This is a genomic window from Pseudomonas sp. MEJ108 (genome assembly GCF_030208985.1).
In the GTDB taxonomy this organism is placed as follows: domain Bacteria; phylum Pseudomonadota; class Gammaproteobacteria; order Pseudomonadales; family Pseudomonadaceae; genus Aquipseudomonas; species Aquipseudomonas fragariae.
Genome location: NZ_JARVSW010000027.1, coordinates 55974 through 76186, shown reverse-complemented (window position 1 = coordinate 76186; position 20213 = coordinate 55974). Strand labels below are relative to the sequence as shown.

The following is a 20213-nucleotide window of genomic DNA, read 5'->3' as shown; positions in this document are numbered from 1 at the left end:
AAGACGAAAGGTTTAGCCCTTGGGGTCCAGCGCATCGCGCAGGCCGTCACCCAGCAGGTTGAAACACAGGACCGTGATGTAGATCGCCACGCCAGGCGCAATCGACATCCACGGAGCCTGCTCCATGAAATTCTTCGCAGTATTGAGCATCGAGCCCCAGGACGGCGACGGCGGTTGCTGGCCCAGGCCGAGGAACGACAGGCTGGCTTCAGCCAGAATCGCCGAGGCGATGGTCAGCGTTGCCTGCACGACCAGTGGCGACATCACGTTGGGCAGTACGTAACGCAGGATGATCCAGCGATCCGGCAGACCGATGGCGCGGGCACCTTCGAGGTAATCCTCGTGCTTGATCGACAGCACCTGGCCGCGGGTCAGCCGGGCAAAGATCGGCATCGCGGACAGGCCGATGGCGATCATCGCGTTGGTCAGGCTGGGGCCGAGAAAGGCGCCCAAAGCGATGGCCAGCACCAGAAACGGGCAGGACAGCAGCGCTTCCATGACCTGCGAAATGATCATGTCCAGCTTGCCGCCAAAGTACCCGGCCAACAGACCCAGAGGCACGCCGATGAACATGGCGATGGCCACCGAAACACCACCGGCCAGCAGTGAACTGCGGGCGCCATACAGCAAGCGTGAGAACAGATCGCGTCCCAGTTCGTCGGTGCCCATCCAGTAGATCAATGAGGGGGCCTTGCGTACGGCGAGGAAGTTGGCTTTGAGCGGATCATGCGGCGCAATCCAGGGCGCCAGAACCGCCGCCAGGACAAACAGCAGCAACACCGCCGCGCCAAGTACCGCGCCTTTGTTGGCAAGGAATTTCTTCAGAAAAGGCGAGCGACTGCGGGGCAGGATCGCGCTGTGCGGGAGGCTGGCAATAGCGGTCATCAGGCAGTCCTCAGACGTGGGTTGATCAGGCGATAAAGCACGTCGGCCAGCAGGTTCAACATCAGGAAGCCAATCGCGACACACAACACCACGCCTTGCACCACGGCGTAGTCGCGGTTGAACACGGCGTCGACGATCATTTTGCCGAACCCCGGGATGCTGAATACCTGTTCGGTCAGCACCGCACCGCCGAGCAACTCGCCGAACAGCAGCGTCGTGAGTGTGACGATAGGCATCAGCGCGTTGCGCAACGCATGCTTGAGAATGACTGTACGGGGGAATAACCCCTTGGCCCGGGCGGTGCGGACGTAGTCAGTGCGCAGTACTTCCAGCATGGCGCTGCGGGTGTGGCGCATGAGAATCCCCGAAAGCCCGGCACCCAAGACGAACGCTGGCAGGATCAGGGTCTTCAGGTTTTGCCCGAAGTCCTCACCCATCGGCACAAAGCCGGAGGCGGGCAGCCACTGCAGTTTCACCGCAAAGACCATGATCAGCAGAATGCCCAGCCAGAAGTGCGGAATGGAAATCCCCGACAGCGCCACCACGTTGGCCCCGTAATCCACGGCGGTGCCTTTGCGCACTGCCGAAATGATCCCGGTGGGAATGCCGATCAACAGCGCAATCAGCAGGGCCAGCACCGCCAGTTCAATGGTTACCGGCAGTTTCGACGCGAGCAGCGTGGTTACCGGTTGCTCGGTGCGCAGCGATGTGCCGAGGTCGCCGGTCAGCACGTTGCCGACCCAGTTCAGGTACTGCAAGGGGATCGGGTCATCGAGCCGGTACTTGTCGCGCAGGTATTCCATGACCGCCGGATCGCGCTCTTCCCCGGCCATGGCCAGCACCGGGTCACCCGGCAGCAGCTTCTGCAGGGTGAAGACGAACAGCGAAACCAGAATCAGCGTCGGTATCGAGCTGAGCAGGCGTCGCAGGATGAACATCAGCATACCGGAACCTCGCAGGTGCGCCAGTCAGTCATGGCTTGAACGCGACATTGTTCAGACGAATCAGACCGTCCGGGTTAGGGACAAAACCGGTCACGTTGTTACGCATGGCAATTATCCGCGGGTCGAAATACAGGTAGGCGGTGGGTACTTCATCGGCCAGCAAGCGCAGCGCGTCGTTGTACAGCGCCTGGCGTTGTGCAACGTCGTTCACGGTGCGCGCCTTGTTGAGCAGTTCGTCGAGCCTGGCGTTGCAGTACTTGCCGTCGTTCTGGCCGCCTTTGCAGGTCACGAACTGATGGATGTCGCCATCCGGATCAGGACGACCCGACCAGGCGCTCATGCCGATCTGGAAGTTGCCACTCGCCTGTTCGCTGAGCATCGTCGCGTATTCAGTGGCAATCAGGTTGACCTTGAAGCCCGCTTCTTCAGCCATGGCCTGAATGATCTGCCCGACCTGTTGCGCGATGGGGTTGTTGGCCACTTTCAGGTCCACCGCCAACGGCAGTTTCACGCCGGCCTGCGCCAGCAGCGCCTTGCTTTTCTCGATATCGCGAGTAGGGATCGGCAGTTCCTTGTCGTAATACGGGCTGTTTTTCGGGAACGGCTGAGCGCTTGGTGCGTACAGACCCTCGAACACCACCTGATTAATGGCATCGCGGTCGATGGACAGCTCAAACGCCTTGCGTACGCGCTTGTCCTTGCCCATCGGCGAGTTGGCTTTTTCGCCATTGCCAATGTTGAACATCAGTTGCATGTAGCCCAGGCCCGGTGTGTTGTAGATCGCCAGCTTGCTGTCGCCCTTGACGGTTTTCACATCGGCTGGCGCCACGCGCTCGATGATGTCCAGATCGCCGGAGCGCAGGTTGGCCAGGCGCACCGAGGTGTCCGGAATCGGCAGGAACACCACTTTGTCGAAGTGATAAGCCTGTTTATTCCAGTAGTTGTCAAAACGCTCCAGTACGATTCGATCCTGCTGCACGCGCTGCACGAATTTGTAAGGGCCGGAGCAGACCGGGTTGGAGGCGAACTCACCTTGCGCGGCTTTCGGCGCGAGCATCATCCCGGCACGGTCCGACAGTTGCGAAACCAGCGTGGCATCGGCTTGCTTGAGCTTGATGGCGACAGTTTTTGCGTCAATCACCTCGACGCTGTCCACCGAGGCCAGCTCGCTTTTGCGCAGGGAGTCGGGGAGGGTGCGGGCGCGATCAAGGTTGAACTTCACCGAGGCGGCATCAAAAGGTTCGCCATCGTGGTACGTCACGCCTTCGCGCAACGTCATGGTCAGGGTTTTACCGTCTTCGCTCCAGTTCCAGGCGGTGGCCAGTTGCGGCGAGTAGGTCAGGTCCGGGTTGACGTCCACCAGTTTGTCGCACAGCGCGGTGTAGACCAGGCGGCCGGAGTAGGTGCGCGAACGGTGCGGATCCAGCACATCGGGATCGTCCTGAATACCGATGCGCAACGTCGACTCGGCAAAGGCAGCGTTGGCGGCCAGCAATAACAATGTTCCTGTCACGACGCGTGCGATTTTCATGGCTGGCTCTCCACTGCAAGGGATTGATGGTGCTTGAACAGATTCAGGCGCTGGGTGTAGGCAGCGCTGGGTGTCGGAAGGATCAGCGTGGCGCTGCCTGCGTTGGCGATTTCACGCCAGAAGTGGCAGGCGACCTGGCGTTCGGCCTCGACCGTTTCCATGACCGGCGCAGCCTCCTTGCACAGCGCACGAGCGTGCGGGCAACGGGTATGAAAGCGGCAGCCTGAAGGCGGGCGGCTGGGGCTGGGCATATCGCCGCCGAGTAACGGACGCGGCTGGCGCAGGTCAGGGTGGCTGACCGGCACGGCGGCCATCAACGCCTGGGTATAAGGGTGCAAGGGGTTTTCGAACAGCGCGTCGACCGGCGCCAGTTCGACGATTTCACCCAGGTACATCACCGCCACGCGGTCGCTCATGTGGCGAATCACGGCCAGGCCATGGGCAACAATCACCAGAGTCAGGCCGAATTGATGCTTGAGGTCTTCGAGCAGGTTGACCACTTGCGCCTGCACCGAAACGTCCAGCGCCGAGACCGGCTCGTCACCGAGGATCAGGCGCGGCTCGGAAGCCAGTGCGCGGGCAATGCCGATGCGCTGGCGTTGGCCACCGGAGAATTCATGGGGATGCCGACCACCGTGTTCAGGAGCAAGGCCTACGGTGCGCAGTAAATCGGCGACTCTTTCCTGACGGTCGCTGCGACTGGCCTGACTGTGTAGCCAGATTGGTTCGCCAACGATGGATTCCACGGTCATGCGTGGATTCAGCGAGGCGAACGGGTCCTGAAAGATGATCTGCAGGTCACGGCGTACCTGACGCAGCTTTTCCGGTGTCAGGTTGGCGAGGTTGCGGCCCTCGTAGATCACGTCACCCGCAGTCGGTTGCAGCAGGTTGAGCAGCAGACGGCCAAGGGTGGATTTGCCCGAGCCGGACTCGCCTACCAACGCCAGCGTCTCGCCCTTGCGGACTGACAGGTTGACCTCATTGACGGCCTGTACCGGCGGCTTCTTCCGCTGCAAAAGGCCGCTTTCCACGGCAAAGTGCTTGCTCAGGCCGATGCCTTCGAGAATGGGCTTCTGCACGTTGCTGTCGGGGCTTGGGCGCCCGGCGATATCTCGTTCGGAAAGGTTCACGCACTGACTCCCACATGCTGTTCCAAAGGCGCCCGGATGCACGCGGCGAAGTGTCCGGGAGACAACTCAAGCAGCGGCGGGCGTTCGTCTCGGCATTGCTGGATCACGAACGGGCAGCGCCCGGCGAAGCGGCAGCCGCTGGGCATTTCTGCCGGTGTCGGCACCCGGCCGTTAATCGTTGCCAGGCGGCCTTCACGAGGGCCGATCGAGGGCATCGAGCCCATCAGGCCGATGGTGTATGGATGTTGCGGATCGTCGAACAGGGTTTTCACCGGGCCGCTTTCCACGACGCGTCCGGCGTACATGACCATGACCTCATCGGCGACTTCGGCGACTACACCCAAATCGTGGGTGATCAGAATCATCGCCGTGCCGGTCTCGGTCTGCAGGTTGGCGATCAGCGAAAGGATTTGCGCCTGAATGGTCACGTCCAGCGCGGTGGTCGGTTCGTCGGCAATGATCAGCGCCGGGTCATTGGCCAGCGCCATGGCAATCATGGCCCGTTGCCGCATGCCACCCGAGAGTTCATGCGGGTAGGCGTCCAGCCGCTGGCGAGCGTCCGGCACGCGGACCTTTTCCAGCATCTCCAGAGCGCGCTGGCGGGCTGCCTTGTCTGAGACGCCCTGATGACGCATCACACTTTCAGCGATCTGCTCGCCGATGGTGAAGACCGGATTGAGGGAGGTCATCGGCTCCTGGAAGATCATCGCCATACGGTTACCGCGCACGTCCAGCAAGCGCTCTTCGGACATGCCCAGCAAGGCTTCATCGATCAGCAGCGAATCGCTCGCGTCGACCCTGGCCGTTGACGGCAACAGGCCCATCAGGCCCATCGAGGTCACGCTCTTGCCACAGCCGGACTCGCCGACGATGGCCAGGGTCTTGCCACGCTTGACGGAAAACGACACGCCGTCGACAACATTGGCGGGCGCACCGGCAAAGCGGACGGTCAGGTCGCTGACGCTGAGCACCGTGCCGTCGCCGTTTTCTGTGAGGTGGGCAGTGGCGCTCATAGGCTGGCCTCCAGGTCTTGGTTGATAACGGTGTTCAGGGCCTGTTGCAGCGCACGTAGATGGCCGCGCATGGCAGTGGCGGCCTTGATCGGATCGCGGCTTTCAATGGCGCTGACGATGTCGTCGTGATCGTGGCTGTAGGTGTCGAGGCGGTCGGCATTGCGCGCCCGGTGACGCAAGTCGCGCCAGGCGGGGTCCAGACGGATCGCATCGAGCATTTCGAAGATGTCCAGCATCAATCGATTACCCGCCGCTTCGGCAATGGCGCGGTGCAGGGCGCTGTCCCACAGCTCGATGCCTTCTGCATCGGTCTGCTCGGCGACCTGCTGGCGAGTAGTGCGCTCGGCAAGGCGGCGCAGAATCGCCATCTGCTCACCATTGGCCCGTACCGCGGCCAATGAGGCAAGTGCCGGCTCCAGATGCAGGCGCGCTTCCATGACCTCGGTGAAATTGGTCCGCCCGGAAAGCCGCGCGAAGCTCATGGCGGCGCTGGGTGGAGTAGGTCCGACAAAGGTCCCTTTACCTTGCCGGCGCCAGACCTGGCCTTCGGCTTCCAGCACCGACAGGGCGCGACGAACTGCCCGTCGGCTGACCCCGAAATCGGCCGCCAGATCCCGCTCGGTAGGCAATGCCCGCTGGGGGAAGGCGGCATGCTGGGCAACGATCTGGCGCAACGCATCCAGCGCCAGTTTCGAAGAGTTGTCGATGGGAATGTCAGGGTCGAACCTTTGCATCGTGGTACTCGCGCCAGACCGGAAAAAGAGGCCCTGAGCTGCCCGCAGGCAGGGTTTCCAGGCAACAGGGCTGGTGCAAGAGCGATGCCAATGAAAATTGGTTCGGTCAATTTTGTACGGCAAGATGGCCAGCGGCGGCTATGGGTCAAGCCTGGCGGGCCAATGTTCAAAGGTCCGCCGGCCTGGTCCACGCCAGGGTGAGGGGATTGGTTCGCCGGTGGGTGAACCAATTTTCAGCGGGTACGGATTTATTGCATCAATGCGGGCAGGGTGCGCCAAAGTGCGCCGCTAGGTGGTCGACCGGAATGCTGCATCGGGTGGCGCGGCTCGCCATTCCAGGCCCAGATCGAGCAATGCGGCCCCCAGCGCCTTGCCATGGGCATCAAGAGCCAGCGATCGTGTGACTCCGCCACGCAGGATGCCGGGTAGAACGAAGTTGAGCGCACCCACATGCGGCAGTTCGTAGCGGCGTACGGGTGGTCCGGTTGGGTCCAGCAGTTCGGCAAAGTGTTCAGTGACCAACTCCACCGTCAGCAGCTCAGCAAGACGTGGATAATCGTCGATGTGAAAGGCAACGACGGAGATATTAGACACGTCACCCTTGTCACCGGTACGTGTGTGAGCGATGTCCCGCAGTTGGGTGGTGTTCATATCATGTCCTCTATATGCACCTGCAGTTTGACTGCGTCCCTCGGCAGGAACAGTGACGCCACGGCTACTACCTGGCGGACTGACTTGCTCGCACCGCCGCCTCCGTACGGGCCGTTGGTATAGAGAGTTTCCACTTCATTGCCGACGCGTACCGCATCGTTTTTGTCCACGCAACGCGCGGCCACCCGAAGGCGTACCTCCCAGGGCTCGCCCTCGGCGCGCGCTCCAAGGTGACTTCCATGCAAGGCGTTAACGCCGATCAGTTCGGCTCGAATGTCCTCACATGCCACGCCTGTCAGGGCCAGACGTTTGAGCACGATGTCCTTCGCCAACTGTCCGCGAGCCAGTGCGCCGGGGCCGCCGTAGGACATTTGTCCTTCGCCGATCCAGCCATCGAGAAAACCCACTGACACCTTCAGCGTTTCGGGGCGTGCGTGTCCGTCCGCCCCCTGAACGCGCACTTCGTTTCTTGCGATGGATTCGAAGGCAGCATGAGTGAAGTCCGCGCTGACATCGGGCGTCAGGTAGGCGGCAGGGTCATGCACTTCGTACAGCATTTGCTCGGTGCAGGTGGCGGTATCAATACGGCCACCGGAGCCTGCCACTTTGCTGATGAGCGCATTGCCTGCCGTATCTATCTCGGCCAGCGGGAAGCCCAGACGATCGAGGTCCGGGACGTCTTTAAAACCGGGATCCGCGAAATAGCCGCCGCTGACCTGGCCGGCGCATTCGAGCAAATGCCCGACCAGGGTTCCGCGGCCCAGTAAAGCCCAGTCGTCCTCGGCCCAGCCGAACTCGAACATTTGCGCTGCGAGAAACAGTGAAGGATCAGCGACCCTTCCGGTAACGATCACGTCAGCATCGGCGCGCAAGGCCTGGATGATGCCTTCCACACCCAGGTAGGCATTGGCCGAAATGAGTCTGTCACCGAGGGATCGCAGTGACCGGCCATTGTCGAGGGTTTGATCGGGCTGTTGCAGCAGGGCTGCGAGCACGTCATCGCCTGTCAGCGCTGCGACTTTCAAGCCGCTCAGGCCAAGCTCTGCCGCTATCCGGCGTATTTCGCTTGCGGCGCCAAGCGGATTTGCGGCTCCCATGTTGGTGATGATTCGCAAGCGGCGGCGCGCGCCATCAGTACCTTTGCCCACAAAAGGCAAGACTCGGCGCATACGTTCGCTCAGCAATGGATCGTAGCCTGCTGATGGGTCCACCAGACGCGACTGCTGTGCCAGCGCAATGGTACGTTCCGCGAGGCATTCAAATACCAGGTAATCCAGTTCTCCATGCTCGGCCAGCTCGATCGCCGGCTCGATGCGGTCGCCGGAATAACCAGCCCCTGAACCAATCCGTATTGTTTTCATTCAGAAAACTCCTATGACCATAGCGGTCAGGGTCATGATGACCGAGGCCGCAAACAGGAAAGGGATAGTGAAGCGCTGGTGATCGGCCAGCTCGATCTTGCACAGGCCCACCAGCAGAAAGGTCGCTGGCGTCAACGGGCTGACCGGGAAGCCGGTGGTATGCACGCCAAGCAACGACGCCTGTGCGACCTGCATCGGGTCGACACCGAGCGCTTTGCCGACCTCGGCGACCACGGGCATGATGCCGAAGTAGAAGGAGTCCGGATCGAAAAGCAGGCTCAGGGGCATGGATAGAAAGCCTACAACCACCGGGATCAGCTTGCCGTGCCCGGCCGGGATCTGGCCCACGGCCACTTCTGCCATGGCCTTCAGCATCCCGGTGCCTTGCATGATGCCTGTGAATACCCCGGCAGCCAGCAGAATACTGGCCATGGTCAGGGCTGTTTTGGCGTGTGCGTCGATACGCGCCCGTTGTGCGTCCACGGCAGGGTAGTTGATGCACAAGGCAATCACGGTGCCGAGCATGAACATCACCACCGGGTCTACAACCCCCGCGATCATCACGCCCATCACCACCAGCGTCAGCAGCAGGTTGATCCAGAACAACCGAGGTTTGCGCAGTTCACACTCGGCGTCGCTGAGTACGCGTTGGTGGGGTTTTACATCGAGATTGTCAGGGCCCAGGCCCAGGCGTCGCTCTTCGCGCCGTCCCAGGAAAAACGCGCAGGTGAAGACGAAGATCAGTCCGACGATCTGTACCGGAATGAGCGGCTGAAACAGATCCGAAACCGGCACGTGAAGGGCGGCGGAAGAGCGCAGCACCGGTCCCGTCCAGGGCAGGAAGTTGACCCCCGCAGCCATCGCCGTCACACACGCCAGTATGCGTTTATCCATGCCAAGGCGCGTGTACAGCGGCAGCATTGCGGGAATGGTCACAAGAAAGGTTACCGCGCCGGAGCCGTCCAGATGCACCAGCAGCGCCAGCAGTGCGGTGCCCATGACGATGCGGGTTGGCCGTGTGCCGACCCGTTTGAGGATGCGATCGATGATCGGATCGAGCATGCCGGCATCCGTCATGATGCCGAAGAACAGAATGGCGAATACAAACATCCCGACGACGGGCGCAACGTTCTTGATGCCGGTGATGATGAAGCCACTGGTTTGCAGACCGAAACCAGCGAGGAGGGCGGCGATGATCGGCAGGGCGATCAATGCAACCAGAGGAGAGATGCGTTTGCTCATGATGCTGACGAGCATGGCAAGAATGGTTATCACACCGAGTGTGGCGAGCATTGGCTGATCCTCTTCGGCATCCCTGTGCGCGGCAGCGACGAGACACCCTATTGTTGTTTTGCAAGAGTAATAGCAACGACGCTATGCTCTGTGAATTGAAATATTCACTGGGTCTTGTTCGGAAAAACAAAATGAAGAATTCGATCCAGCACATCCGCGCCTTCCTGTCAGTGGCTCAGACCGGCAGTTTTTCCAAGGCTGCAGCCGCTCTCAACTTGTCGCCGTCTGCACTGACCGTGCAAATCCAGCAACTGGAGGATTGGCTCGGCGTTGCCTTGCTGGAACGAAGCCCACGCCATGTCTGCCTGACCGGCGCCGGGCAAAATGCGCTGTTGCCCATGGAGAAACTGCTGCTGGATCTGGACAACATTGTTAGCGCCGCGCGGGATATCGCAGCCTCACGACGCGGCCTGATCACCATCGCCGCATTGCCATCGCTGTGTTCCGGCGTACTGCCTACAGTGTTGAAGACGTTTCGCGAGCGATTTCCCGGTGTCGAGGTCAGGCTGCGAGATGTCGTCGCGCAACGAATCGATGCGCTTGTCATGGAGCGCGAGGTGGATTTCGGATTAGGCGTACAGGCTCGGCCCACCCATGGGTTGGAGTTCAACGCCATCCTGGAAGACCGTTTATGCCTGTTCGCTCCCAAAGACCATCCACTGGCGAAGCGTTGCGCAGTGAGACTGAACGAGATAGCTGTTTTCCCGATCGTTCTTAGTGGCAGGGAAAGCAGCGTTCGCGATCTGGTCGAGCGAGTGTTTGCTGACGAGCAACTGCCTTTATCTGCGGGTCTGGAAGCCAATTACATGTCTACGGTACTGGCGTTGGTCAGACAGGGGCAGGGCATTACGCTTCTTCCGGAGTCGGCGGACGATGGGCGGGGAGACCTGAGCAAAGTGCCAGTTGATCATCCGGGTGTCGTTCGGCAGATCGGGCTTATTACCCGTACGGAGCAAACAATGGCTCCAGCCGTTGTCGAATTCGTTCGGTTGCTGGAGGATCTGCGCACCCTCGGCAATCACAGCCGTTGATTTGCTATTGGTACAATGATTCGAATTCCCCTGTTCACTTGAAATGAAGACCCGATGCAACTCATTACCGAAATCATTCATCCCGACCTGAAGTCCACACAGGGCAGAATATTCCGACGTCATGCGGCACGCGGCATCGTATTGAGGGATGAGAAAATCCTTTTACTCTTTACTGAACGCTATAACGACTTCAGTTTTCCCGGTGGCGGCCTTGATGCAAACGAGGACATTGTTACTGGTCTGAAGCGTGAGCTTGAAGAAGAGACGGGCGCTCGCGAAATCCAGGTGCTCGAGCATTATGGTTACATTGAGGAGTACCGGCCCTATTGGAAGCCCCAGTATGATCTGATGCTCATGACCTCGCATTTCTATATGTGCGATGTCGCGCACCAGTTAGAGCCCGTGAGGATGGAAAGCCATGAAATAGCCAATGGCATGCGGCCCGTCTGGATCGGCGTAACTGAAGCCATCGCCCATAATGAGGCTGTTATGCAGCGCCAGGAGTCTTCGATGGGGCAGTCCATACAGCGCGAGATCTTTATGCTGAGAAAAGTTGAAGCAGAGTTGATCGTCAGTCGGTGAGTGTTTTCTGCCTGGGGAAAGTGTGGGAGGAGGTGCTTTTTGGTGTTGGTTGATAACTCAACTAAATGACTGTTTAGTTGAGTTATCAACCTCAGGGGGTTTTGAGGCTGGGCGAGGGCGGTTGTTCTGCTGGCGCACAGGGGCCTCGGCTCAACCTGATTTTTAGTCATCTGCACCGGTTAAAAAGAGACTCGACCGGTAATGCATTTTTGTACTTCCCCACCAATCCAGATGCGCTCGCCAATGTGTTCCACCTGAATTCGTCCGTGACGCCCCAACGCCGTACCTTGGCTGACGGTATATCTTTTCGGCATTAGCCCGGCTGGTATTAGCCATTGGGCAAGGCTGGCATTAAGGCTGCCAGTAACAGGGTCTTCGGCAGACCTGTTGCTAATGAAGGCTCGAACTTCGATATCAGCTTGTGCATCTAGTCCGATCCAATGGGCAAAGGCTCCTACGTTATCAGGATGGGTAGGACGCATGAGAAATGTAGTCTCGCTAAGGTTTGTCGCAACGTGCGAATGCGGCCATTTGTTCGGCGGTCAGATCATCAGCGTCGCTTACGACTGCGAGTGCATTGCCTTCCAAGGGCTTACTGGCGAATACATCAACCTGGTGAAAACTCAGTGTATTGGGCATAAAGCTCTCGTAGGTCGGGTTACGTGGGAAAAGTAACCCTAAATACATCGCAGGATAGTGTCCACCAGGTGCGCATGGTTGGATCTGGTTCTCGACCCAATTGATGCTAATGCGTACGACCTGGTCATCGAGGTATCGCGACAGCACTGCAGATCCATGCTCTCAATTTGGTAAAGGAACTGGATGCAGAACTGGGTTCGTCAGCACATGAAGTGTTTGTAAGTGGCGGTTTAGCTCAGGCGAGACTCGAGGTTGGTTGGCATGTGCAGGCAGGAGCCTTTTCCTGCTGAAGTGCGCTGAGCACTGGTCCAGATTACGTAACACTTTGTTACGCATAATGTATATTATGTTAAATTATGATCTGACACTCGCCAACGTGATCTTTGTCGTGCTTATCACTTGAGTGTACGCTCCCTATGAAGAACTGATTGACCGTTCAGCGCTTGCGATTCCATGAGTAACCCTGGCGACTCAATGCGCCTAGTACTTATATTGGAAGTCCGGCGCCGCTTAAAGACAGTTCCCGAGCACCTGAATGCGCTCAACGCCTGGCGAACGTGCATGTCCTTTCTCATATCACAATCTCGACGGCCTGAATTCCAAGACCGCCACCACAAAGTGCTTTGCCCGATCCTAGAGTCGATGATGCACTGGAGTTGGTCAATCCGAGGGAAAGCCTTGGATAATTGGAACGGCACCGACGCAAAGGCTCTTATAGAGTTCATCATGAGACCGCCGGTTGCGTGGGTAGCGACACCAGATTGTAGCCGGTACTCCAAAAAGACCCGCGGGAATTTCGCAGACAAGCCTCTCGATCCGCTATGGCGTCCGATCATCCGAAAAATCTTCTCGGGCGATGATCCAAGTCTGAGTTCTAAACACCACCGGAACTGGTTTATAACGCATGGACGGGAGTATTTCGCCTTCACCGATTCTCTGCCAAGCCCCAAGTCGCTCGCCAATGCCTACGACAACTTGGAACAACTCTCCGACCTGATGGGTATTGCGGAGTCGCTCACAAACTATAGTGAGAAATCGGAACCGTTTTTGTTCATCGTCGCAGCGGCCCTCCACTCGGACATTCCCATGAAGGCGCTCGGTGCCACACAGACCATCAAGCCAACGTTCTCTGCCTTCAAACCTCGAGACTTCGAAGCATCCGATCCAGTCTAAAATCAGCCCAAAACTGAATTTGCGAGCTTTTACCTGGCTTCACAGCTGGGGATTGCCAAGGGGCCAGGGATTTTCGAAAGTCCGCTTTACCTTGGTCGGCGCTTCCGCCTTTCTGCTCAATTCCAGCCCTACTTCCAGCGCTATGTGCAATTCAGGCACGAGCATGACCGATTGCTGAGTCCTCATAGCTACCTGCTTCCTTTGCTGCGTGGCATCGATGCTTATGGGTACGGCAGCCTCATTGAAAAGCTCAGCGACTTTACCAACAGCATCTTACAAGCCCTTCGCGAGAGGCCTGCATCGGCTCGGATGCACTGGAAAGGCTCGGACAAGCTTGAGCCCAGTTCTTCGCTCACATTTGCCGAGCTGCGTGAATCGGCAAAGCGCGCAGGCTGGATTCCGAAGATTTTCGTCTCCCAGGATGTTGGGGCTAAAGCAGACATTTGGCCAGATATTGGCATTCGACCAGATATATCGAAATCTCAGTGGTTTCAGCCCCACTGAGGGTAGAAAGTTAACTGTGGGAGCTTGGCTACTGAAGGGACTGGTTTGCCTCAGCCCCCGTAATATCTACGTCTAGGAGCTAGCGCCCTCCTCTCTACGACGCACGCGACGATAGATCATTAAGGGCGCGCACCGTAGGGTCGGCTGTAGTCTTTGCAATCACAGGGCCGCCAGTGTAGACGTTTGATAGAACTAGTAGGACGGCTTAATGAGTCCCCTGCTCCGCACGACCTCACATCCTGCGTCGACAAGCCTGGGCTAACGCCGACTAGGCTGATCGTTATGGTTAACTGGTCGCTCTTCAGAGCGCCGCTGAAACTCCGTCGTGGGTGGAGGAGCAGGCGTTTTGTTTTCCTGATTTTTAGGCTTCTGATCATTGCTCATGAATATAACTCCCTGCCGATGCTAATGACTGCCAACAGCGACAGCGCCCACGCGGCGTAGACCATCTCGCTGTAGGCAAAGTCTAGAGGTTTGGATTTCTCGTCGATAGCCGACTTCAATTTTTCTAAGGTGTCGACGTAGCAATTATAGAGGTGCTGTTGATGAGCTTGAGAGGCAGCGTTTTTCATCCATTCTGCGGTCTCACGGCTTGAGGGCAGCGATGGGCAGTCCCGTATTCTGAGCGCATTCAAGGCGTGGCCCCAAGAGCACACCACGCAGAACCCAGCGGCGAGGAACGAACCAAAAGCCAAGATATCCAGGGGGCCATGGAAAGCGAAAATCACCTTCCCCTTTGCGCTTACGAGAGCGGTCAGAGCCACGATCACAACCGATACAGCAGTGAGGAACTTAGCGCATTTGTTCTCAAAGTGATCGAATCGCGCCTGCTCGTCTTTATAGCGGTCTTTCAGGTAGGTCAGGGTTTCGTCCATGAGAGCGTCCGTCTGTCTGCGCTTGGTTAGAAGCCGCCGTATATGAAAACTAATGCTCAAGCAAAGCGTCTATGAGTGGTGCACCAGTACAGAATGCCAAGCAGCCAGGGGGTGAATCATGAGCTCAAATCACTATCGCGGTTTGGTACGTTCCCATCAACAGCGCATTGCTCGCCTGAGGGAATCTCACGCCCGGAAACTCCACGAGGCGGCAAAGCATGGAGAAGCCAGCCGTAAAGCCGAGACGGAGGCGACACGTGCTCAGTCTGCGTCGACTGTCAGAACAAAGCAACAACAAGCGCAGCGGTATGATGGCCAGAGAACCAGAGCTGAGGTAGACGCGGCGAAGATCGTCGCCGATATCAACCGTGAAATGGCTCGGCTTCTAGCAGACCAGCAGCAGCTCGACAAAGCCTTGGAACGGGAGCTAAAGGAAGCAGCCCGCAAGCGACAAACTGAACAGCAACGGCTAAATCAGCAGGTCGACCGAGACATCCAGTCACGCAACCGCCAACTTAACGTCTTGCAATCTGGCCTAGCTAATCAAATGGCCCGGGCAGACGATCTAGAGCGTGAAGTGGCCAAGCTTCAACAACTGCCTGAACAAATTTTGATTTTATTTTTCGGTGCTGATCCCGGTCGCAAATCTGAAAAAGCACTAGATCTCCAAAACGAAATCCGTGGGGTCAACTCCCACATCCGCGCTTCTAAGCATCGTGACGCTTTGAAGGTAAACTCTCACTGGGCTGTTCGTGCGGAGGATCTACTCCAAGCGCTTGATGAAAACGAGCCGGCCGTCATGCACTTCAGTGGGCATGGAACAAGTGCCGGACATTTGGTGTTAGAGAGCCCGAATGGTGAACCTCACCTGGTACCTCTGGAAGGAATGCTGCGTGCAATAGCAGGGAGCGCCCGCTATTTGAAGCTAGCCGTTTTCAATTGCTGCCATTCCTTGGAGCTGGCAGAACGTTGTTCTGTGCATGTTCACGCGGCCATTGGCATGGACGGCGCCATAGCAGATGAGGCAGCCAAAGACTTCGCCGCCCGGTTTTACGCGTCAATCGGCTTTGGGCAGGATATTCGTGAGGCTTTTAATCGGGCGACCACTCAACTTGCTATGACATATCCTGGTGAGTCGCACATCCCTCAGCTGTTCATAAACGCACTCGCAACGGAAGCTGACCTTACCTTGGTCAAGGCGTAGGGAGTTTTGTATCGCTCAACCATCTCGTTGGAGGGTTATCCCAACTTGGCGGCGCGTTCTCTACGGCTCTGCGGGCACCGGTTCAGCAATTGAGACTACCATCCGGTGCAAGTATCCAAGTCGATTTTTCTGACAAGCCAATGCTGGGTATAGTGATCGTGAAGGAACTCTTCACAGACATGTATGATGAGTACAGCGAGCGCGCTCTGGCTTTCATGGATAAGCATCAGGTTCCTGTGGTGTTCTTCGACGACCCCGCGCTGGAGGTACTCACGCCTCGGTGTGAGACTGAGGCAGCCTTCCTTTCGGCATGCCATGACGTATTTTGGTTTGCTGTCGAAAACGGCGAATATCCAAAACTGCGATTCTAGGAGAGCCGCTAATGGACTTTCCCCTTTCCATTAGCCTGTAAAGTGGAGTCATAGCTAGGGCGATCACGGGGCGTTCGATAAAGCCGAGGGGCCGACTGCGTCCATGGGCTCGCGCCGCAGCAAATACCAAATATCAGGATCGCTATTACCAAGATGGAACCAACAGTGCTCAGTACTTTCGCCAAAGGTGATCTCTTCGAGGAGCAGGTTTTCCAATTCCTGAGTCGCGAGATCGATGAAGGGCGGTTTTTTTGCCGGCCTGAGCATTGCCAGATATTCAGGAAGAGACGCTATTACTCCCGTGATCGAGAAGACGATATCGTTTTTGACATTGCCATAGAGATCTTCCTTCCTGACCAACCTAAGCCGTCAATAATTGTCCTTGTCGAATGTAAGAATTATGCGGGCACCGTTCCGGTTGGAGATATCGAGGAGTTTGGGGCCAAGATCCGCCAAGTCACAGGATTCAATGCAAAAGGGATATTCGTATCGTCAAGCGCCTTCCAGTCCGGCACGATCAATATCGCCAGGAATCAGGGTTTCGGTGTTATTCGGTATTTTCCGGACGAAGGCTTCCAATGGGAGCTGGCTCGCGCCCTCCTCACGGGCGTGAGAAATGCATCATCGCGAAAGCGTGCTGAAATTGAGTACGCTCTGACCCAGCCTGGCTTTCGGCCGACTCTCACGGGAGCTTATGCTGTCACCCCAGGGGGCTAGACCAATGCTTGGGAGGGGATCTGGACAGGGCTCGATCTGGCTGGCAGTTTCGATCCAGCTATATTGGAAATCATTCGGCCTCCTCACCTGCCAGTCCTTAGAATTGGCTATCTCTCTAAGGGAGCAATTGAAAATCTGTCAGAGCAGGTTTTGGGATCTGCCGGTTATACAAGGGGGGTAGTAGATCTGGAAGCCGTAGTCGCTGGTGCGACCACGTCGAGTGTCTTGACCGTTAGCTACGTAGATGAACCAGATGGTGCTTTAGGTAGGATCAGCTTTGCCCCCTTAGAGATAAAAATCAATTCTCGCGACAAAACAGCCCCGATGACCCGGTTCACGCTTGCTCACGAGCTGGGGCACTATTATCTCAATCACGGCCGCTACATTGCACGGGAGAGCCTACGTTCGAAGGACATTGATCAGTTTGAGCGCATCGCTGTCCCCAAAAGCGAATTGGAACGCCTCGAATGGCAAGCGAATACATTTGCGTCTTACCTACTGATGCCTGAACGGCATTTTCTCGAAGCTTTCTCGCTTCTGGTTGAGCACCACGATATTCGCAACCGAGGACATGGCGCCCTTTTTCTCGATGACCAGCGTGACAACATCAGAAATTATCACTTGGTGCTGGACGCGCTGAGCCGATATTTTGCTGTTTCTAAAAGCGCAGCGGCCATCCGTTTGCGAGGCCTTGGAGTCTTAGTCGAAGCCTGATCCCGCGTAGGTTATTCAGTGGCGCGGATGGCTTGTGGCGGACGAGGAGCCATCTCCGCCGGCGAAAGTGACTTGCATAGCACGCTTCTTCAGCAGCGCCCGAGCCTAGATAGGATGCAGCATCGGGCGTTTTATGGGCAAGCTGCCAAGCTGGTGGGCTATAGTCCCAAGCGCCCGGCCCGCTGTTAAAGACCACGCCATGCCAGCGATTTTTCCCAGCCACCTATCGACGAGCCTATATGGAACGACATCTTTACCGCTTCCGCACAGCGGAGCGCTTATTGGGGAGTACGGCTACTGACATCAAGACAGCCCTCCCAGGCGAGCTAGAAAATCTTGAGATTTATTTTGCCCCACCTGAACAACTCAATGATCCCCTAGAAGGCTACAAAGAAGTCTACTGGGCAGGCGATGAAATTATATGGAGAAACTTCTTCAGGCACTATCTCCTGGTGCTGGCGCTCAGAAGTTGGGAGTTGGATGAAGCGGTGCGACTCGGAACACCCCTGCCAAAAAATCTTCCCATAGAGCAGTACCCTTCCAACCTACGTGGAGCTTTCCAGGCCGGGTACCAAGAGATGGATGCGCTGATCGGCGGCTGCGATGTCATCCAAGGCTATGTGCGCGCTCTTTCAAAGAATGAAGCGAGGCACTATAGGCCAGAGCTGTCGTTCTATCTTGCGACCTTGCACACTCGCTTGTTGTCCACCGTGCTGCTCGTCAACTTCAAGCACGGGCTGTCTGGTGTGTACCCCGACCAGACGTCCGAGGATCCGCTAGGTGATCGCGACCTACACCTACAGGCCATCTCTAACATAGAAGCTCAGGACGGCACGCTTCGAGACGCTGGCTCGTATGAAAAAATGGCGTTACTCAATGCGACATACGCTATTAGAACCGCGCACGTTATGCCAGGTGGTCACATCGGGGCACGTGAATTAATTACCGCTTTCGTGCCCCACTACCTTGATCAGATCGAACGACTGATGTACCCGCAATGGTATGTCGCCTGCTTCATGAAAGAGTGCAATAACTCGGCGATTTGGGGTAGCTATGGTGATAATCATAGGGGAATCTGTTTGAGATATCGCGTTCTCGGCGACGCGCCCTCAATGACCATGGAAATGAATAAGCCAGACGGCAGAGGATACAACGGTATCTCTCACAGCTTCCAAAACATGAGCTTCAAAGAGGTGTTTTATGATCGAGAATTTTCAGAGATGGACTTCTTCAGATTCCTCGGTAACGTTTCGAATGAAGCTCTGAGTGGCTTCTGGTACAGCGATACCCAAGGAAATCTCAGCAGCAAAAGCGAGTGGTTGAGATCCCACTCGAATGAGCTTTGGATGGAACACCACCAAAATATCGATTTCGCGCTGACGTCCAAGCTTCCTCAATGGGGATCAGAAAAAGAGTATCGCCTGGTGCTGAGTTCCTACCTCGATATTTCCGACAAAAAGCACCGGATCCTCAAGTACCGTTTCACAAGCCTGGATGGCCTGATTTTTGGCATCAAGACTCCGCTGGAAGACAAGCTGAAATGCATCCGAATAATCAGAGCCCACTGCGAGCGAGAAGGCATTGAGTCGTTCAATTTCTATCAGGCTTACTATGATCCGCAGACTAAATCCATCGAACATGGATTGCTACCCATCACCCTTTATGAAGCTGATCCTGAGTCCGAAGAACCGTCAGGCCGCGAAGATTTTTAACGTTGCGGTACCTATGAGCACTGCCCGTCTCCAAGGTTATGGGCCACCTATGAGAGCCGGCTTCTTGCTTTTTTGCAAGGGAGCTATTTGTCCTTAGGTCTCACCAGACGCCGACGTCTTTTGGCATGACGCCCCACAATGGGTTAGTCCACAGCTTACGCCAGGACATCCTGCCTCTCTGTGGGTGGTGAACACAGTTAGCCGACCGATTTCGACACTCGCTCATCCCAAGTCTCAAGGACAAACGCCGCGATAGTGTGCGCTGCATGGACGGCAAGCCTCGCATGCCTAGGTTTGAGCTTGTAGGGGCGCTTCACCGATCCGTGTGCTGTGCTGCCGTGCGTACGCAACGCGCCTATCCCATTAACAGTGGCCATGATCCCACTGATGATCTCCTGCAGATCTCGCTCTTCGACGATAGACGCATCCAAGCCGAGGTCGATTTTAACAACCTTCCACACCGCCTGAAGATCCTGCTTGGCAGGCATACTCAGGTGAGTATGTTCCTCGATGTAGATCTTGAATACGGTTTCAAGAATGTTGCATGCAGCGGATACAGCTTCACGGGGACTCGCCGTCACATTTTTCAGTGCTCGATCGAACTCAAAATCTATAACCTCAATGTTCCGCGACTTGACCAGCTCTGCCAGAGATTTGGTGGCTATTCCTTGGCCCCGGTTCAATACCCCTCCTGAGCTGTAAGTGAATCCGGCCCTGGCCAAGCTGTCCCGTATCCTCTTCACCCTAGTTTTTTGAACCTCAATGGCGTCTTCTGTCTGCCAAAAACTGGTACTCGGGTCAGCCGGTTCCATGTATTTTTCGATGATGCGTCCAATGACGGAGAGCGAGCGGTCGCCGCACTCTTTATTGATACGGCGAAGCCATTCAAGTGCCTTTACAGCCTTGCTTCCGTCAGGCGGATCACCGGGTGCCTCGGCATACATGAACAGGCTATCCAAGCTCGCATGCGTCTCTGTCTCGGACACAGCGTCAGCGATAGCAGCCAAAACGTACGCAGGTATCGGAAGCTTATCCATTAGCCAGTTATCTCGTAAGGATTGCGTTCGATTCTACCTGAGGCCCGGTAAGGTCACTACCATCGGTGATCGACTTAGCAGCCGCGTAGACCCTGCAGATTGACTTACCGCG

The 20213-nt window shown here is 56.8% G+C and carries 20 protein-coding genes and 1 pseudogene; 8 read left to right on the top strand and 13 right to left on the bottom strand.

Features of this window, described 5'->3' with window-relative positions:
* Positions 1-12: 12 nt before the first annotated feature.
* The 9 genes from QRN50_RS14270 to QRN50_RS14230 form a co-directional block, all read right to left on the bottom strand.
* A complete protein-coding gene (locus tag QRN50_RS14270) occupies positions 13-885 on the bottom strand; it encodes an ABC transporter permease (protein WP_003401131.1) in 873 nt (290 codons plus the stop codon).
* Positions 885-1829 (bottom strand): ABC transporter permease, encoded by a 945-nt coding sequence (locus QRN50_RS14265; RefSeq protein ID WP_060400293.1) that lies wholly within the window; start codon positions 1827-1829, stop codon positions 885-887. Before QRN50_RS14265 ends, QRN50_RS14270 begins: the two co-directional genes overlap by 1 nt.
* Before the next feature lie 28 nt (positions 1830-1857).
* Positions 1858-3360, bottom strand: coding sequence for an ABC transporter substrate-binding protein (locus QRN50_RS14260; protein ID WP_058823075.1), 1503 nt, complete (start codon positions 3358-3360; stop codon positions 1858-1860).
* Entirely contained in the window at positions 3357-4490 is a 1134-nt protein-coding gene (locus QRN50_RS14255) for an ABC transporter ATP-binding protein (RefSeq protein WP_096127091.1), read from the bottom strand. Before QRN50_RS14255 ends, QRN50_RS14260 begins: the two co-directional genes overlap by 4 nt.
* Positions 4487-5503 (bottom strand): ABC transporter ATP-binding protein, encoded by a 1017-nt coding sequence (locus QRN50_RS14250; protein WP_096127090.1) that lies wholly within the window; start codon positions 5501-5503, stop codon positions 4487-4489. The genes QRN50_RS14255 and QRN50_RS14250 overlap by 4 nt, the downstream gene beginning before the upstream one ends.
* Positions 5500-6237 carry a FadR/GntR family transcriptional regulator gene (locus tag QRN50_RS14245; protein ID WP_003401136.1) on the bottom strand — a complete coding sequence of 246 codons (738 nt, stop codon included), beginning with the start codon at positions 6235-6237 and terminating at the stop codon, positions 5500-5502. The genes QRN50_RS14250 and QRN50_RS14245 overlap by 4 nt, the downstream gene beginning before the upstream one ends.
* Positions 6238-6525: 288 nt before the next feature.
* Entirely contained in the window at positions 6526-6888 is a 363-nt protein-coding gene (locus QRN50_RS14240; protein ID WP_096127089.1) for an AtuA-related protein, read from the bottom strand.
* On the bottom strand, positions 6885-8249 hold the full coding sequence (locus tag QRN50_RS14235; protein WP_096127088.1) for an acyclic terpene utilization AtuA family protein: 1365 nt from the start codon (positions 8247-8249) through the stop codon (positions 6885-6887). The genes QRN50_RS14240 and QRN50_RS14235 overlap by 4 nt, the downstream gene beginning before the upstream one ends.
* A complete protein-coding gene (locus tag QRN50_RS14230) occupies positions 8250-9542 on the bottom strand; it encodes a CitMHS family transporter (protein ID WP_024659685.1) in 1293 nt (430 codons plus the stop codon). It lies immediately after the preceding gene.
* 131 nt (positions 9543-9673) lie between these two features.
* Between QRN50_RS14230 and QRN50_RS14225 the strand changes: the two genes are divergently transcribed.
* A complete protein-coding gene (locus tag QRN50_RS14225) occupies positions 9674-10573 on the top strand; it encodes a LysR family transcriptional regulator (RefSeq protein WP_192873895.1) in 900 nt (299 codons plus the stop codon).
* Between the two features lie 54 nt (positions 10574-10627).
* Positions 10628-11155 (top strand): NUDIX hydrolase, encoded by a 528-nt coding sequence (locus QRN50_RS14220; RefSeq protein ID WP_096127086.1) that lies wholly within the window; start codon positions 10628-10630, stop codon positions 11153-11155.
* A 179-nt stretch (positions 11156-11334) separates the two neighbouring features.
* Here QRN50_RS14220 and QRN50_RS25895 read toward each other — a convergent pair.
* Both QRN50_RS25895 and QRN50_RS25890 read right to left on the bottom strand, forming a co-directional pair.
* Positions 11335-11616 (bottom strand): annotated as a pseudogene (locus tag QRN50_RS25895) (PhzF family phenazine biosynthesis protein); the annotation flags it as partial.
* Positions 11617-11653: 37 nt separating this feature from the next.
* Complete coding sequence (locus QRN50_RS25890) at positions 11654-11794, bottom strand: PhzF family phenazine biosynthesis protein (RefSeq protein WP_480467352.1); 141 nt, start codon at positions 11792-11794, stop codon at positions 11654-11656.
* A 561-nt stretch (positions 11795-12355) separates the two neighbouring features.
* On the opposite strand from QRN50_RS25890, the gene QRN50_RS14210 reads away from it, so the two are divergent.
* Positions 12356-12967 carry a hypothetical protein gene (locus tag QRN50_RS14210; RefSeq protein ID WP_164920487.1) on the top strand — a complete coding sequence of 204 codons (612 nt, stop codon included), beginning with the start codon at positions 12356-12358 and terminating at the stop codon, positions 12965-12967.
* A 171-nt stretch (positions 12968-13138) separates the two neighbouring features.
* Positions 13139-13471: a hypothetical protein gene (locus QRN50_RS14205; protein WP_164920486.1), complete on the top strand. Its 333-nt coding sequence runs from the start codon at positions 13139-13141 to the stop codon at positions 13469-13471.
* A 380-nt stretch (positions 13472-13851) separates the two neighbouring features.
* Here the strand turns inward: QRN50_RS14205 and QRN50_RS14200 are convergent, their stop codons facing one another.
* Complete coding sequence (locus QRN50_RS14200) at positions 13852-14346, bottom strand: hypothetical protein (protein WP_164920485.1); 495 nt, start codon at positions 14344-14346, stop codon at positions 13852-13854.
* Positions 14347-14464: 118 nt separating this feature from the next.
* Here QRN50_RS14200 and QRN50_RS14195 point away from each other — a divergent pair, with 118 nt between their 5' ends.
* From QRN50_RS14195 to QRN50_RS14180, 4 genes are all read left to right on the top strand, one after another.
* Positions 14465-15550, top strand: a complete 1086-nt coding sequence (locus QRN50_RS14195; RefSeq protein ID WP_096127085.1) for a coiled-coil domain-containing protein — start codon at positions 14465-14467, stop codon at positions 15548-15550.
* A gap of 536 nt (positions 15551-16086) precedes the next feature.
* Positions 16087-16638: a restriction endonuclease gene (locus QRN50_RS14190; RefSeq protein ID WP_239986839.1), complete on the top strand. Its 552-nt coding sequence runs from the start codon at positions 16087-16089 to the stop codon at positions 16636-16638.
* A gap of 225 nt (positions 16639-16863) precedes the next feature.
* Entirely contained in the window at positions 16864-17352 is a 489-nt protein-coding gene (locus QRN50_RS14185) for an ImmA/IrrE family metallo-endopeptidase (RefSeq protein WP_239986838.1), read from the top strand.
* A 239-nt stretch (positions 17353-17591) separates the two neighbouring features.
* On the top strand, positions 17592-19064 hold the full coding sequence (locus QRN50_RS14180) for a DUF2971 domain-containing protein (protein WP_192873894.1): 1473 nt from the start codon (positions 17592-17594) through the stop codon (positions 19062-19064).
* A gap of 197 nt (positions 19065-19261) precedes the next feature.
* On the opposite strand, the gene QRN50_RS14175 is transcribed toward QRN50_RS14180, so the two are convergent.
* Positions 19262-20101 carry an abortive infection family protein gene (locus tag QRN50_RS14175; protein ID WP_011267865.1) on the bottom strand — a complete coding sequence of 280 codons (840 nt, stop codon included), beginning with the start codon at positions 20099-20101 and terminating at the stop codon, positions 19262-19264.
* Positions 20102-20213 lie beyond the last annotated feature (112 nt).

Coding starts and splice junctions, on each gene's coding strand:
- QRN50_RS14270 (WP_003401131.1), bottom strand. CDS start 885: ATGACCGCTATTGCCAGCCTCCCGCACAGCGCGATCCTGCCCCGCAGT.
- QRN50_RS25890 (WP_480467352.1), bottom strand. CDS start 11,794: ATGCCCAATACACTGAGTTTTCACCAGGTTGATGTATTCGCCAGTAAG.
- QRN50_RS14265 (WP_060400293.1), bottom strand. CDS start 1,829: ATGCTGATGTTCATCCTGCGACGCCTGCTCAGCTCGATACCGACGCTG.
- QRN50_RS14235 (WP_096127088.1), bottom strand. CDS start 8,249: ATGAAAACAATACGGATTGGTTCAGGGGCTGGTTATTCCGGCGACCGC.
- QRN50_RS14245 (WP_003401136.1), bottom strand. CDS start 6,237: ATGCAAAGGTTCGACCCTGACATTCCCATCGACAACTCTTCGAAACTG.
- QRN50_RS14195 (WP_096127085.1), top strand. CDS start 14,465: ATGAGCTCAAATCACTATCGCGGTTTGGTACGTTCCCATCAACAGCGC.
- QRN50_RS14240 (WP_096127089.1), bottom strand. CDS start 6,888: ATGAACACCACCCAACTGCGGGACATCGCTCACACACGTACCGGTGAC.
- QRN50_RS14180 (WP_192873894.1), top strand. CDS start 17,592: ATGGAACGACATCTTTACCGCTTCCGCACAGCGGAGCGCTTATTGGGG.
- QRN50_RS14220 (WP_096127086.1), top strand. CDS start 10,628: ATGCAACTCATTACCGAAATCATTCATCCCGACCTGAAGTCCACACAG.
- QRN50_RS14250 (WP_096127090.1), bottom strand. CDS start 5,503: ATGAGCGCCACTGCCCACCTCACAGAAAACGGCGACGGCACGGTGCTC.
- QRN50_RS14200 (WP_164920485.1), bottom strand. CDS start 14,346: ATGGACGAAACCCTGACCTACCTGAAAGACCGCTATAAAGACGAGCAG.
- QRN50_RS14225 (WP_192873895.1), top strand. CDS start 9,674: ATGAAGAATTCGATCCAGCACATCCGCGCCTTCCTGTCAGTGGCTCAG.
- QRN50_RS14175 (WP_011267865.1), bottom strand. CDS start 20,101: ATGGATAAGCTTCCGATACCTGCGTACGTTTTGGCTGCTATCGCTGAC.
- QRN50_RS14230 (WP_024659685.1), bottom strand. CDS start 9,542: ATGCTCGCCACACTCGGTGTGATAACCATTCTTGCCATGCTCGTCAGC.
- QRN50_RS14260 (WP_058823075.1), bottom strand. CDS start 3,360: ATGAAAATCGCACGCGTCGTGACAGGAACATTGTTATTGCTGGCCGCC.
- QRN50_RS14210 (WP_164920487.1), top strand. CDS start 12,356: ATGTCCTTTCTCATATCACAATCTCGACGGCCTGAATTCCAAGACCGC.